Source organism: Psychrobacter sp. T6-5 (genome assembly GCF_052258485.2).
In the GTDB taxonomy this organism is placed as follows: domain Bacteria; phylum Pseudomonadota; class Gammaproteobacteria; order Pseudomonadales; family Moraxellaceae; genus Psychrobacter.
Genome location: NZ_JBQQEY020000001.1, coordinates 3,066,705 through 3,080,051, shown reverse-complemented (window position 1 = coordinate 3,080,051; position 13,347 = coordinate 3,066,705). Strand labels below are relative to the sequence as shown.

Below are 13,347 nucleotides of genomic sequence, written 5' to 3'. Positions count from 1 at the left end.
TATGAGGGGTGATTGCCGATAAGTTATTGATAGCGCGAGATAAACTGCTCATGCAAAGTGAGCTGCTAGCCTAGCAGAATAATGACAAAAATGGTTTCAGCAGAACCGTCACATTTTCGCAAGCATGGTAGCTAAAGTACAGTTATCAAAGTATGGGTTCGGTCAGTACTGATCATTTGTTTTCTCATGTTTGTTAGCCGTTCTAATTTTCATCCATAGCTTTTGGCATAGCTTTTGCTCCAACCCCGTTAGGGCTTATTTGTGTGCATTAATGAGTGAAAATGGTGCACCGATAAAAATTGAACGGATAGATAAGTGTTTGGAGATAAAATGAGAACATCATCTGTTGGGCTGGATGTATTGGAGAAGCTACTCAAGTCATCACTAGGTAAGATATTAGCGCTCAGTACGCTACTGTTTGGCACGATAGCTAGTGCACAAGCTGCGGAAGCAGACACATTGACGGTGGCGCAGCTACTCGAATATCAAAATATCGCTTGGATTATTTGGGGCGGGGTATTAGTGTTCTTTATGCAGGCAGGTTTTGCGCTACTAGAGAGCGGCTCCGTGCGCGCAAAGAACGCGGTAAACGTGATGATGAAAAACTACACTGATATGTGTATCGGTGGTCTGGCGTTCTATTTGGTGGGTTTTGGGCTGATGATGGGTACTAACCATTCGGGGTTTGTCGGTACCGATCATTTTATGCCAGTCAATCTGTCCAATATGGACTGGGCGTTGATGTTCTTTCAGATGATGTTTGCGGCGACAGCGGTGACCATCGCGAGTGGTGCCATGGCAGAGCGTGTCTCGTTTATCGGCTATGCAGTCGCTGCCTGTTTGATCTGTCTATTTATTTATCCTGTGTTTGCCAGTTGGGTGTGGGGTGGGCATTTTGGCGGTACTGGTTGGCTAGCTGAGCTTGGTTTTATTGATTTTGCTGGGTCGACAGTGGTGCATTCTATCGGGGGTTGGTTGGCGCTGGCAGGTATTTTGGTCATTGGGCCAAGGCTGGGTCGATTTGCGCCTGATGGTACGCCAAGACTCATCGCAGGTCACAACATGACGCTGCTAGCGCTTGGCGGATTTATCTTATGGTTTGGTTGGTTTGGCTTCAATGCTGGATCGACGTTATCTATCACGGGCAATATCGGTCTAATCGCCGTCAATACTTTTGTCGCTGCGGTTAGTGCGGTGGTGAGCTACATGCTGATTGCTCGGACAATGAGCAAAGCCATTTTGCTAAGCGATAGTGTCAATGCCAGTTTGATTGGTCTGGTGTCTATCACAGCAGGCTGTGCCACAACAACGCCCATCTTCGCTATTGTCATCGGTGCAGTCGCCTCCGTGGTCTATATCTTATCCACACAGGCATTATTGAAGCTCAAAATAGACGATGTGGTATCAGCGGTGGCAGTGCATGGTTTTGGCGGTGCATGGGGCACACTCGCGGCTGGATTGTTTTATACAGGGGACTTATTTAACTTATCACGGCTGGGCGTACAAGCGCTAGGCGTGGGTGTGGCGTTAGCTTGGGGACTGGGGTTGGGTCTGGTGATGTATAAGCTGATTGATATGAGCTTTGGGTTAAAGGCCAGCCGCTTACATGAGCAGCGTGGCCTTGATTATACCGAGCATGCAGAGCTTGGCTATCCTGAGTTTCAAAAGCAAATGTTTGATACTAAAAGTTTAACAGAGCGGCATTTATAGGAGAGAGCTGATGAATATTGATACTCAATCCGTCGACCAAACCGTGTCTGCGATGGCAGAGGTGCTGTCAGAGTACTTACATCCTGAAGAGGTGCGCCTGCTCAAGAGGCAATGGCAACAGTACTCGACTGTCTCTGTCAAAATGATGCAGCAGTGCATCTTAGATGCGACAAGGCGCTATCCTGAATTACAAGATCACAAATCTGAAATTCGTAAAGGCTTTTGGGCTACGTTGCAAGTGGATAGTCAGCAGACAGTGGAGTCTGACAGTCATAATGGCCATAACGAGACAATCAATGCACCCGTACCTATCTCTGAGCCCGTTCTCGCATTTTATACCGTGATAGAAGCGCTGCGCAGTCAACTAACAGCAGCAGACAGTCGCAGCTTTTTTCATAGTATGCACCAAACTGTTTCGCAAGAACGCACCTTCAAAGGGCATCACATCAATATCAATCAGTTTTTGGAAGGTAATCGCCCACCTGTACCGGACAATGAGCATCTTTTAAATAATTTGATGCAGCTTGCCTACGTGTGCTTGTGCGATATTACTGGTCCCGTGGAGGCAGATGAGATACTGTTTCAAGCAGCACAAACGGCCAAGCAAAGTTATCCAAAAGCCGTTGTCGAAAAATTATTTTAATGTACCAAGTGCGCACGTTACGAGCAAGTACGGATATCGCCTCGTAACGTACCTTATGGTTTAAGGGGAGTCATTGCGTTGGTTGATAGCTTTTAATTATCTAATAGCTGAAGCGGGAAAGTCACCACGTCAAAAGCGAGAGCAAAGGGAAGTAGTACCAGTTTTTGCGCACTATTTGGTCCACGACGGTTTGTGTTTTTTTGCTGCGCTTGAGTATAAAAGCTTACTGTATAAGGCTTGGTTAAAGCGCGATAATTTGACTGAATCAAGCTCAAGTTACTCACTTGCGGATATATGGCACCTTTAACGGGGACATTAAAACAAAAGCGCTGGGCACCAATACGTTGGTCACTGGCTGATGTGCATTCCCGGCCATTATTTTGTAAAAAGAACTGATAATCCGTGCGCTCAAACTCGTCTTTTAGTTTGGCATAAGACAGCCTCATTTCTCCTTGGAAATATCCATCGTTATTGGGTACATAAAAATTCATGTCATTGTCAACGTGGATGTTTTTTTGCGTGAGATTGCTAAGCAAACTGATCATCTCAGTCCCACCTTGGGTGAGTACGTAGCTGTTTTTTTCACCAACGATAACCATCGTCGCATTTGGTGTTTTTGGCAATGCCTGCGCTGGACGGCCAAAGGCAATAATTTGGTCTTCTGATAATGTTTGTTTAGTAGTGAGGACATGGTTATTACTTTCTAGCAATGAGCTGGTCGCACAGCCTGACATTGCAAGCATTGAAGCCAGTATAGTTACTGTTATCAATGCTTTTGGGCTTATTTGATTTAGAATGCTGTACCTGCTGTTTGTTTTATGAGGGTAGTCTGGTTGAGAGGTCATGCTCAGGCTTCCTTGTCTACTACGGTGAATAAAAATTGCTAATATTATCCAACTTATGTTAGTTTTTTACAAGTTTTGAATGCAGTTTAAACTCTTATTTTTAATAAAAAAGCTGATACCAACTCATACAGATAGATGTATTTAGTCTAAGGTAATCTTGGTCCCACTCTTAGTAAAGTTCATCACAAACTGACTTTTGAAGTTGCGTACATTATTTTCGTAGGTCAGCAAGTTGCGGGTGAACTGGTGGTAGTCACTCATATTTTTGGCATTGACCATCAGCATGAAATCAAAATCGCCAGATACTTCATAACAGCTCATTACTTGCGATTGTGCGTCCATCAAACGCTCAAATCGATGTTGCATCGACGTATTGGAGCGCTCCATCTCTATCATCACCACTGCAGTCAGACCGTAGCCCACCTTATTGGGATTAACGATGGCGACTTGCTTGGTAATCACGCTGCTATCTATCAACGCTTGAATACGACGCTGAGCTGTCGCAATAGATACGTGCACTCGTTCTGCGACAGTTTTAAGCGGTAATGTCGCATCATCTTGCAGCAAGTTCAAAATGGCTTTATCAGTGCTGTCTAGAATATGGCTCATGACAATGTACCCTCATGAATTATGGTTGTTAGATTATCGATTATAAATATTATCACTAATAATTTAAATATAATAAAATAGTTATTTATATGACATTATTTTGATAAATTTATCCATAAATACGTTCTTATAGAAATAATATATCAGAGCACCCTAGTAAAATAGTCCGTACCAATCAGAGCTGCTTTAAAAAAAAGAGCTAGCAATTGTTTTTTTATCATCTATTAATGGCTACGGTGCTTATCATGTTTATCTCAATGCTCTCCAATGTATTCGCTAATGCGCTAGCAACCACTGCTTCACGTTTGCCATTGCCTGCGATTTGGACGACTGGTAACGCGCAGCAACGGACGTTGATGTTGGGAGTATCATTTGCCATCTTATCCAATATCTTGTTTGGCGTGCTCTATGCATACAGCAGCTTTCTGACGCCTTTGTCGGGTACGCAAGTGTTTATCTGGCGCATGCTAGCAATGTGGGCGGTGCTGGTCGGCTATTTATTGGTGAGCGGTAGGCTGAGTATGCACATCGACAAATTGCGTGCGCTGCGCTCGTTCAAACAGTGGGCATGGTTACTACTACCTACGCCGATATTTTTGAGTCAGCTGTGGCTATTTATGTGGGCACCGGTCAACGGGCAAGGCGTCCAAACCGCGATGGGCTATTTTTTGTTTCCGTTGATGATGGTGGTGTTCGGTTGCCTGCTGTTTGGCGAAAAGCTCAGTCGTCTACAGTGGCTGGCAGTAGCATTCGCGGCGGTAGGGGTGTTTAGTGAAATCATTCGTACGCAAAGTGTCTCTTGGGCGACATTGTGGGTGTGTGGTACCTATCCGATATATTATATCGTGCGTAGGCTCCAAGGCATTGACGCCATTACAGGTATGCTAGTCGATCTGACCTTGTTTGCCCCATTTGCGCTCGGTTATTTATATTTTGTTGCCCCCAGTAATTTGGCGATGGTCGCAAGCTCAGGGTTTTTGATGATGATGTTAGTCGGTCTTGGCATTTTGAGCATCCTAGCGATGAAAACCAATATTGATGCCAGTCAAATGCTACCCGTCAATGTCTATGGCATGATGAGTTATATAGAACCTGCATTGCTATTTATATTGGCGGTGACGGTGCTCGGTAATCCGTTCGAGTCAGCGATGATCTATAGTTATGGGTTGATCTGGTTAGGTATTGCTTGTTTGATTGCTCATGGGATAAAGCAGCTTCGCGCTCGTAAAAATACGCCATTATCAATCAAAGGGCAGGTCGCATAAGTAGCTAGTATGGTAGTTAATGAGTATTGTCAGTCACGAGTGTTAACAGTTAATAAGTATAAGCATTAATAAGGTACAAAAAAGGACGGCTCAATATTTACTGAGCCGTCCTTTTTGACATATAGACTAAATAACGCTTAATCTAAATGCTGTTTAAAGCCGCGCTGCTTATCACGTTCCCAGTCACGATCTTTCAACGTCTTACGTTTGTCATGCTGTTTTTTACCTAGTGCGAGGCCGATTTGGCATTTCACTAGCGAGTTTTTCCAGTAGCAAGACAGCGGTACGCAAGCGTAGCCTTTTTGATTGATTGCTCCAGACAGTTTCTCGATTTCACGGCGATTGAGCAGCAGTTTACGGGTACGAATACTGTCTGGACTAACGTGCGTTGAGCTCGACAGTAATGGCTGAATGTGCGCACCAAATAAGAAAGCTTCGTTATTGCGAAATATGACGTACGCTTCAGTGATGGTCATTTTTCCTGCACGAATGGCTTTTACTTCCCAACCTTGCAATGCCAGTCCCGCTTCAAAGGTTTCTTCGATAAAATATTCATGACGCGCCTTTTTATTGGCGCAAATCTGATTATCAGGTTTTTTTGATTTTTTTGACATAATTTCTCCATAAGGATTGCCTAAAAACACAAGATCCTTATTTGACCAGTCCTACTAATTCCTCATCTTAACCCATTCAATGGTATTGAATTTTATTTGGATTATAAGTCAGATGAGTCGAACCGCCTATTGTATCAAAGCCTCTGGTGAAAAGGTAAATCGGTTGTTAGGACAAATGTAGCAGATAAGTATTAAGTTTGAGCAAAATTTGCTAGCATATGGCCTAATATTACCGATTATATTAGCCATGCTATGAGCCATTCTATTTCCCCTAATTCCTCAAAGCTACACACCAAAATTCTATATCCTGGTACGTTTGATCCCATTACCAATGGTCATGTGGATTTGGTGACACGTGCAACCAAGCTCTTTGATGAGGTTGTGATCGCGGTTGCCTCGGGGCATCATAAAAAGCCTCTATTTAATTTTGAAGAGCGCGTTGCTTTGGTCGAGACCGTATTTGCCGATTTGCCGCAAGTCTCGGTGATTGGCTTTGAAGGGTTGCTCGTCGATTTTATGCGCGAAAAACACGCCACCGCAGTGCTGCGCGGGCTGCGCGCGATGTCAGATTTTGAGTACGAGTTCCAACTGGCCAATATGAACCGCGAGCTTGATGAAAACTTTGAAGCGGTATTTTTGACCCCATCTCAGAACTATTCATTTATCTCATCTACGATGATTCGTGAAATTGCCAAACTTGGTGGCGATGTCAGTAAATTTGTCCCACCCTGTGTCTTGCAAGCTTTTGACAAGAAATTAAATAGTAATTAAAAAATGCTGCATCAAAAATACTCTGCTAGCACTTGCTAAAACAGTCAAGCGCAGCCAGATAGGGCTAATACGAGCAAAAATATAAGGAGCAGTTTATGGCGCTATTAATCACTGATGAGTGCATTAACTGTGATGTGTGCGAGCCTGCCTGCCCAAATGAGGCCATCTCAGAAGGCGATGATATTTATGTTATTGATCCAGATCTATGCACAGAATGTGTCGGGCATTTTGACGAGCCGCAATGTGTGGTGATTTGTCCAGTCGACTGTATCCCTCATGACCCCAATCATGTCGAGACAGAAAATGATTTATTAGCCAAATACAAGCGTATTACTGGTCAATAAAATATTGATAAGCGATTGATGACGTTTGAGTTTACCGCGTTGTAGGGACAATACAATGACCACAAAAACAATGACAACCAAATCTATGCAAGTAGCCAGTGAGTTCGATCAGCAACATCTTTGGCATCCATATGCCAGCCTGCCACCAACCTATTCCAATATCGTTATCGATCGCGCTGAAGGTATTTATATTATCACTGAAGACGGCACGCGCCTGATTGACGGGATGTCGTCATGGTGGGCGAGCGTCCATGGCTACAATCATCCTAAGCTAAACGAAGCACTGACTCAGCAATTGGGTAAGATGGCGCATGTCATGTTTGGTGGATTGACCCATCAGCCAGCGATAGATTTGGGTAAAAAGCTGCTCGATATCGTTCCTACGGGGCTTGATGCGATTTTTTATGCCGATAGCGGCAGCATCGCCGTAGAAGTGGCACTAAAAATGGCATTGCAGTATCAAGTAGCTGCTAAGCGCCCGACCAAGCAACAGTTTGCGTCAACCCATTCGGGTTATTACGGTGATACGTGGCACGCCATGAGTGTCTGTGATCCTATCAATGGTATGCACAGCCTGTATGGTAAACAGTTACCGCTACAGCATTTTGTCCCAGCACCGCCGCTTGGGTTTGATCGCGTATTGACAGTAGATGAGCGTGACACGCTGTCTCAGTTTTTTGTAGAGTATGGTGAGCAACTGGCAGGTTTCATCATTGAGCCGATTATTCAGGGCGCAGGCGGCATGCGTTTTTATAGTCCTGAGTATTTGCACCTATTACGCGCACTTTGTGATAAGTACGATGTACTCTTGATTGCCGATGAAATTGCTACTGGGTTTGGGCGTAGTGGTAAACTATTTGCGTGTGAGCACGCCAGCATTACCCCTGACATCATGACCATTGGCAAGGCTTTGACGGGTGGCTATATGACTTTTGCCGCAACGCTATGTACTCGAAAAATTGCCGATACCATTCACAATAGCGACTATCCAGCGCTGATGCATGGCCCGACTTTTATGGGCAATCCATTGGCCTGTGCGGTCGCTTGTGCGTCGATTGATTTGATACTGTCTTATGATATCGAAACGTGTACCGCCAATATGCAGCGCACGATGGAGCAACAACTTTCCCCAGCTGCGCAGCTATCAGGTGTTGTAGAGGTACGCTGTTTAGGTGCAGTGGCGGTGATTGAGTTGCATGAGGCGGTCGATATGCCTGTTTTTCAGTCTTTATTGATCGATCATGGTATTTGGGTCAGACCCTTTGGTAAATTGGTATACATCATGCCACCTTACGTGATTACTGATGATGAGCTGACCACCTTATGCCAAGCGCTACTAAAAGTGGTGCGTACGTATTTAGAAAGTCGAGATCAACCATGAGTGTATTATTTGTCTCCGGCATCGATACCGATATTGGTAAAACCTATGCCACTGGCCTACTTGCCAAAGCATTGATACAAAAGGGTGTGAACGTTATCACGCAAAAGTTGGTACAAACGGGCATCAGTAAACAAGCAGATGGCGAGCTAGGCATTGCAGATGATATTGTGACCCACCGTCAATTGATGGAGATTCCATTACAGCCGTGCGATCTTGATTTTACCACTTGTCCTTATCGCTACGAAAAGCCCGCGTCCCCACATCTATCCGCAGCACTGGCCAACCAGCCTCTCAATATTGAAGCGATTACTGAAGCCACCGAAGCATTGCAAGCTGATTACGATGTGGTATTGCTCGAAGGAGCAGGCGGGTTGTTAGTTCCCATTACCACTGAATTATTGACCTTAGATTATATCGCTGAGCAAGGCTATCCTATCGTCTTAGTCACCTCTGGTCGATTGGGCAGCATTAACCATACGTTGCTTAGTTTGGAGGCGATAAAATCGCGCGGCTTAATGATACATAGTGTTATTTACAATCATATTCATGATGATGCTGAGCAAACGGATACTGAGATCGCAAATAGTACTATTGATTTTCTACAAGCGTATTTAGCCAATTATTATCCTGAAGCGCATTGGCTGGTTTTAGCCAAACAATCAAATGAACATTCAGGCAATATCGATATACCTTTGCCAACAGCGTTTATCTAAGTTTTTAAGATGTTTTTGAGGCAGTCACAGTCATTCTAAAAATAAGCCGAAAAGACATTCCCATACAGGCGTTAGTTTTGCTATACTAGCGCGCTTGGTAGACTAGGCGATCGCCGCTGCACACTGGCAACAGATGAGCAGGGGAGGAAAGTCCGGGCTACATAGGGCAGCGTGCCAGCTAACGGCTGGGCAGAGTAATCTGACGACCAGTGCAGCAGAGAGTAGACCGCCTTTGGTATCCTAGATACCATCGGTAAGGGTGAAAGGGTGCGGTAAGAGCGCACCGCGTGAATGGCAACATCTCACGGCATGGTAAACTCCACGCGTAGCAAGACCAAATAGGCATCGGCATGGCGCGGCCCGCGTTCGATGCGGGTAGGTTGCTTGAGCGTATTAGCGATGATACGCCTAGAGGAATGATCGTCCACGACAGAACCCGGCTTATCGGTTTACCAAACCTTTTTTATCGTTTGTCGTAGTAATCATTGCAATTAATTTGAATTACATTCATTTTTTTGCAAAAAATGCCCATTAGGGGTTGACGGCAGTCAACAGCTTGGGCATAATGTGCAGCCTAAAACGGCGATGTAGCTCAGCTGGTTAGAGCGCATGACTCATAATCGTGAGGTCAAGAGTTCAAGTCTCTTCATCGCCACCATATATAGCAGTATCAAAAAAGCCAATCTCTCTGGGATTGGCTTTTTTTTGCCTGAAATAATCTTTCATTTACAAGGTTTGTAGGGGCTATTGCTTAGTCAAATACTCCTTGTTAGATGTCTGTTAGTCTCGCTTACTTGATAAATACTTTCTCTGCTACTAAAATCGCCTTACTTTGCAGTAGAAAACTGCTAGAATACTCTTTGGTATGTGCGTACAAGAGCGCAGCAGAGTTACCGTACTAAGTACTGGGCTTTAGACGACGTTATCTATTCTAAGGATTACGATCGACATAACAGCTGACCTGCAGCATACGCTTTAACGAAGCATACCTATCTTATCAAGTGTACTTGACCATATTTATCTCTTATCTTTATTCTATCACCTTTAATTTAGTAGGCGCTTTGTGACTGCATTAGCCAATATTCGTAACTTTTCAATCATTGCCCACATTGATCATGGTAAGTCGACCCTTGCCGATCGTTTTATTCAGATGTGCGGTGCCTTGCAAGATCGCGAGATGCAGGCGCAGGTGCTCGACTCGATGGACATTGAGCGTGAGCGCGGTATCACTATCAAAGCACAGTCTGTAACACTATTTTATGATCACCCAAATGGTGAGCGTTATCAGCTGAACTTTATTGATACACCGGGTCACGTCGATTTCTCATACGAAGTATCACGTTCGTTAGCCGCTTGTGAAGGCGCGCTTTTGGTGGTCGATGCCGCGCAAGGCGTAGAAGCTCAGTCGGTTGCCAATTGCTACACGGCAGTGGACCAAGGTTTAGAAGTGATGGCGGTCCTTAATAAAATTGATTTGCCACAAGTCGAGCCTGAGCGCGTTATTCAAGAAATTGAGGATATTATCGGTATTGATGCAGTAGATGCGCCGCGTGTATCAGCGAAATCCGGTTTAGGTGTCGACAAGTTATTGGAAGCCTTAGTCGAGTTTATTCCAGCACCGACTGGCGACCGCGAAGCACCCCTACAAGCGTTGATTATTGATTCATGGTTTGATAGCTATTTGGGCGTGGTCTCGCTCGTTCGTGTACGCCAAGGAACCGTGAAAAAAGGCGATAAGATTTATATCAAATCAACGGGCGATGCTCATCCAGTAAGCTCTATCGGTGTATTTACACCAAAACCTGTCGATACTGGTATCTTAGAAGCGGGTGAAGTAGGCTTTATTATCGCGGGTATTAAAGACATTGCTGGTGCGCCAGTTGGTGATACGATTACCCATGCAAAGACTCCTGACGTCGACCGTATTCCAGGTTTCAAACAAATCACGCCACAAGTATATGCTGGTATGTTTCCAGTAGACTCTAGTGATTTTGAAAAATTCCGTGAAGCGTTGCAGAAGCTACAAATCAATGATGCCTCGTTATTCTTTGAGCCTGATACCTCAGACGCGTTAGGCTTTGGCTTTCGTTGTGGCTTCTTAGGCATGCTACACATGGAGATTATCCAAGAGCGCTTAGAGCGTGAGTATGACTTGGATTTGATCACCACCGCCCCGTCAGTGATCTATGAGATCGAAAAGAAAGGCGGCGACGTCATCTATGTTGATAACCCATCAAGATTGCCTGAGCCCAATAACATCGAAGAGTTCCGTGAGCCAATTGCGCGCTGTCAAATCTTAGTACCGCAAGACTACTTGGGTAACGTCATGACGCTATGTATCGAGCGCCGCGGTGTGCAGGTTGATATGCGCTTTATGGGTAAGCAGGTTCAGGTTATCTTTGATATTCCGATGGGTGAAGTGGTCATGGATTTCTTTGACCGTCTAAAATCAGTCTCGCGTGGTTTTGCATCACTGGACTATAATTTTGATCGTTATCAAGTTGATAAATTAGTCAAAGTTGACGTATTAATCAACGGTGATAAAGTCGATGCCTTGGCGATGATTGTACACCAAGATCAAGCACGTTTCCGCGGTAATCAGCTAGTGACCAAGATGAAAGAACTGATTCCACGTCAGATGTTTGATGTGGCGATTCAAGCAGCAATTGGTAGTCAAATTATCGGCCGTAGTACAGTAAAAGCCATGCGTAAAGACGTATTGGCCAAATGTTATGGCGGTGATGTGTCGCGTAAGAAAAAGCTATTATCTAAGCAGAAAGCAGGCAAAAAACGCATGAAGCAAGTAGGTAACGTGGAGATTCCACAAGAAGCCTTCTTAGCTGTCTTGCAAGTTGATAGTTAATAGACAGTGCTATCTCAGATAGTTTTGTACATAGCAGCAGTTGAATATCGTTAATTTTATCGTCAAAGCAGCTAGACAAGCAGCATGTTAATAGGCAATTTGGTATGGATTTTGATTTCAATTTAATTTTAGTGCCGTTGACTATAGGCTTAGGTATTGTCTGGCTGTTAGATAAGCTTGCGTTTAAACAGCGTAAAACTCGCGGGCGAGGCAAAGAGAGCCTGCTAGTACGCTGGGCTTATGACTTCTTTCCTGTGTTGGCAGTGGTATTAATCGTACGCTCCTTTTTAATTGAGCCCTTTAATATTCCATCATCCTCTATGGTGCCAACGTTATATACGGGTGATTTTATTGCGGTCAATAAGTATGCATATGGCGTCCGTCTACCGCTAACGTATAATAAAGTATTGGATACTGGCGAGCCTGAGCATGGCGATGTAGTGGTATTCCGTTATCCTGAAAACCCAAGCATCTACTATATCAAGCGCTTGATTGGGTTGCCTGGTGATACCGTCAGCTACAATCAAGGTACAATCTCTATCAATGATGTACCAGTGGAGACGACGCCTGTCGATTTTTCGGCAAGTGCAGAATTGACGTCACAACTTTATTTGCCAGGACAAGTTGCTCCAGGTCAGGTGCTCACAGAAGAGAGTGCTGCTGCGATGGGTCAGGAAGAAGAGGACGCAGCACGGTATTTTCAAGAGACACAAGGTGAAAACACACACCTTGTTCGCTACTTAGATGGCATGAACAGCTCACAGTATGCTCCCTTCCTGCAGCAACAATCACCAGAAGTTGTGAGCTCAGAAGGTACAGAGTGGCGTATCAAAGTGCCAGAGGGTCAGTATTTTGTCATGGGTGATAACCGTGATCGCAGTGCAGATGGTCGCTTTTGGGGTTTTGTCCCTGATGAAAATTTAGCAGGTAAAGCTGTCTATATATGGATGCATAAGCCACCTGGACTAAATCTACCAACCTTTGAACGCAATGGTACTATTGATTAGTATCGTGAGTACTCTATTGATTGATTTATCGATAATAGTTTTATGCTAATATCGTTACTATTCAATAAATAGCGTTCTACTATCTGATTTATAGGTACAGAACGTTATCAAAAATAGTCATCAATCAATCGAGGGTTTCCATCATGCAGCAGTTATCTGGTCTTGCCACGCAGCGCGGTGCTAGTGTGACAAACATCGTTCTCATTATTATGATGTTGGGTATCGCGGTTAAACTGCTGGTGGCCATTGTACCTGCTCAAATTGGTGACTATCAACTGACTAAGCTCTTGAGTACAGAGCTTAAAGTAGCCAATAACAACAACGAGACAGCCAAGCAGTTCGTTGAGCGTGTTAACAAACAGCTATCCATCAATGCTGACTATGACACCAATGCAGAAGATGTATTCACTTTTACCAATAAAAAAACGGGCCAATTGGCCATTCATAAAGAATATGCAGTAACCAATACGTTTTTTAGCAATGTCGATATCGTGAATCGTTTCGAAGGAGACATCGATATGGCTACAGCAGAATAAATAATCATAATATGGGACAGCGCTTTAGTGTCCTCAACAAAATCCA

General features: G+C 44.3%; 13 protein-coding genes, 1 tRNA gene, 1 other RNA gene and 1 pseudogene. 12 read left to right on the top strand and 4 right to left on the bottom strand.

Features of this window, described 5'->3' with window-relative positions:
* The first annotated feature begins 330 nt into the window (after nt 1-330).
* Both ACTXGK_RS27910 and ACTXGK_RS27905 read left to right on the top strand, forming a co-directional pair.
* The gene (locus ACTXGK_RS27910) at nt 331-1,710 is read left to right on the top strand and encodes an ammonium transporter (protein ID WP_443514516.1); all 1,380 of its coding nucleotides are present in this window, start codon (nt 331-333) and stop codon (nt 1,708-1,710) included.
* 10 nt (nt 1,711-1,720) lie between these two features.
* Nucleotides 1,721-2,353 carry a hypothetical protein gene (locus ACTXGK_RS27905; RefSeq protein ID WP_443514515.1) on the top strand — a complete coding sequence of 211 codons (633 nt, stop codon included), beginning with the start codon at nt 1,721-1,723 and terminating at the stop codon, nt 2,351-2,353.
* Between the two features lie 92 nt (nt 2,354-2,445).
* Here ACTXGK_RS27905 and ACTXGK_RS27900 read toward each other — a convergent pair whose 3' ends face one another.
* The gene (locus tag ACTXGK_RS27900; RefSeq protein ID WP_443514514.1) at nt 2,446-3,198 is read right to left on the bottom strand and encodes a YidX family protein; all 753 of its coding nucleotides are present in this window, start codon (nt 3,196-3,198) and stop codon (nt 2,446-2,448) included.
* 141 nt (nt 3,199-3,339) lie between these two features.
* Nucleotides 3,340-3,807 (bottom strand): Lrp/AsnC family transcriptional regulator, encoded by a 468-nt coding sequence (locus ACTXGK_RS27895; RefSeq protein WP_443514513.1) that lies wholly within the window; start codon nt 3,805-3,807, stop codon nt 3,340-3,342.
* Between the two features lie 245 nt (nt 3,808-4,052).
* On the opposite strand from ACTXGK_RS27895, the gene rarD reads away from it, so the two are divergent.
* Nucleotides 4,053-5,072, top strand: a complete 1,020-nt coding sequence (rarD, locus tag ACTXGK_RS27890; RefSeq protein ID WP_443514512.1) for an EamA family transporter RarD — start codon at nt 4,053-4,055, stop codon at nt 5,070-5,072.
* Nucleotides 5,073-5,209: 137 nt separating this feature from the next.
* On the opposite strand, the gene smpB is transcribed toward rarD, so the two are convergent.
* Complete coding sequence (gene smpB / locus ACTXGK_RS27885) at nt 5,210-5,686, bottom strand: SsrA-binding protein SmpB (protein WP_057758370.1); 477 nt, start codon at nt 5,684-5,686, stop codon at nt 5,210-5,212.
* Between the two features lie 252 nt (nt 5,687-5,938).
* Between smpB and coaD the strand changes: the two genes are divergently transcribed.
* Nucleotides 5,939-6,457, top strand: a complete 519-nt coding sequence (gene coaD / locus ACTXGK_RS27880) for a pantetheine-phosphate adenylyltransferase (RefSeq protein WP_058024491.1) — start codon at nt 5,939-5,941, stop codon at nt 6,455-6,457.
* 44 nt (nt 6,458-6,501) lie between these two features.
* Here coaD and ACTXGK_RS27875 read toward each other — a convergent pair.
* Nucleotides 6,502-6,552, bottom strand: a pseudogene (locus ACTXGK_RS27875) (hypothetical protein); the annotation flags it as partial.
* Between ACTXGK_RS27875 and ACTXGK_RS27870 the strand changes: the two are divergent.
* The 8 genes from ACTXGK_RS27870 (at nt 6,553) to ACTXGK_RS27835 (ending at nt 13,301) form a co-directional block, all read left to right on the top strand.
* Nucleotides 6,553-6,801: a YfhL family 4Fe-4S dicluster ferredoxin gene (locus tag ACTXGK_RS27870; RefSeq protein WP_058024492.1), complete on the top strand. Its 249-nt coding sequence runs from the start codon at nt 6,553-6,555 to the stop codon at nt 6,799-6,801. It abuts the pseudogene before it with no gap.
* 70 nt (nt 6,802-6,871) lie between these two features.
* Nucleotides 6,872-8,182, top strand: a complete 1,311-nt coding sequence (gene bioA / locus ACTXGK_RS27865; RefSeq protein WP_443514861.1) for an adenosylmethionine--8-amino-7-oxononanoate transaminase — start codon at nt 6,872-6,874, stop codon at nt 8,180-8,182.
* Nucleotides 8,179-8,895, top strand: coding sequence for a dethiobiotin synthase (gene bioD, locus ACTXGK_RS27860; RefSeq protein WP_443514511.1), 717 nt, complete (start codon nt 8,179-8,181; stop codon nt 8,893-8,895). The genes bioA and bioD overlap by 4 nt, the downstream gene beginning before the upstream one ends.
* Before the next feature lie 94 nt (nt 8,896-8,989).
* An RNA gene (gene rnpB / locus ACTXGK_RS27855) (RNase P RNA component class A) lies at nt 8,990-9,355 on the top strand.
* A gap of 121 nt (nt 9,356-9,476) precedes the next feature.
* Nucleotides 9,477-9,553, top strand: a tRNA-Met gene (locus ACTXGK_RS27850).
* 405 nt (nt 9,554-9,958) lie between these two features.
* Complete coding sequence (gene lepA / locus ACTXGK_RS27845) at nt 9,959-11,758, top strand: translation elongation factor 4 (protein WP_394210243.1); 1,800 nt, start codon at nt 9,959-9,961, stop codon at nt 11,756-11,758.
* A 104-nt stretch (nt 11,759-11,862) separates the two neighbouring features.
* Entirely contained in the window at nt 11,863-12,765 is a 903-nt protein-coding gene (gene lepB, locus ACTXGK_RS27840) for a signal peptidase I (protein WP_443514510.1), read from the top strand.
* Between the two features lie 143 nt (nt 12,766-12,908).
* Nucleotides 12,909-13,301 (top strand): DUF4845 domain-containing protein, encoded by a 393-nt coding sequence (locus ACTXGK_RS27835; RefSeq protein WP_443514509.1) that lies wholly within the window; start codon nt 12,909-12,911, stop codon nt 13,299-13,301.
* The last annotated feature ends 46 nt before the right edge of the window (nt 13,302-13,347 follow it).

Bases quoted from the DNA above. Each gene is read 5' to 3' on its own strand.
- ACTXGK_RS27905 (WP_443514515.1), top strand. From the start codon at position 1,721: ATGAATATTGATACTCAATCCGTCGACCAAACCGTGTCTGCGATGGCA.
- lepB (WP_443514510.1), top strand. From the start codon at position 11,863: ATGGATTTTGATTTCAATTTAATTTTAGTGCCGTTGACTATAGGCTTA.
- ACTXGK_RS27900 (WP_443514514.1), bottom strand. From the start codon at position 3,198: ATGACCTCTCAACCAGACTACCCTCATAAAACAAACAGCAGGTACAGC.
- ACTXGK_RS27910 (WP_443514516.1), top strand. From the start codon at position 331: ATGAGAACATCATCTGTTGGGCTGGATGTATTGGAGAAGCTACTCAAG.
- bioA (WP_443514861.1), top strand. From the start codon at position 6,872: ATGACAACCAAATCTATGCAAGTAGCCAGTGAGTTCGATCAGCAACAT.
- smpB (WP_057758370.1), bottom strand. From the start codon at position 5,686: ATGTCAAAAAAATCAAAAAAACCTGATAATCAGATTTGCGCCAATAAA.
- ACTXGK_RS27870 (WP_058024492.1), top strand. From the start codon at position 6,553: ATGGCGCTATTAATCACTGATGAGTGCATTAACTGTGATGTGTGCGAG.
- ACTXGK_RS27895 (WP_443514513.1), bottom strand. From the start codon at position 3,807: ATGAGCCATATTCTAGACAGCACTGATAAAGCCATTTTGAACTTGCTG.
- ACTXGK_RS27835 (WP_443514509.1), top strand. From the start codon at position 12,909: ATGCAGCAGTTATCTGGTCTTGCCACGCAGCGCGGTGCTAGTGTGACA.
- bioD (WP_443514511.1), top strand. From the start codon at position 8,179: ATGAGTGTATTATTTGTCTCCGGCATCGATACCGATATTGGTAAAACC.
- coaD (WP_058024491.1), top strand. From the start codon at position 5,939: ATGAGCCATTCTATTTCCCCTAATTCCTCAAAGCTACACACCAAAATT.
- rarD (WP_443514512.1), top strand. From the start codon at position 4,053: ATGTTTATCTCAATGCTCTCCAATGTATTCGCTAATGCGCTAGCAACC.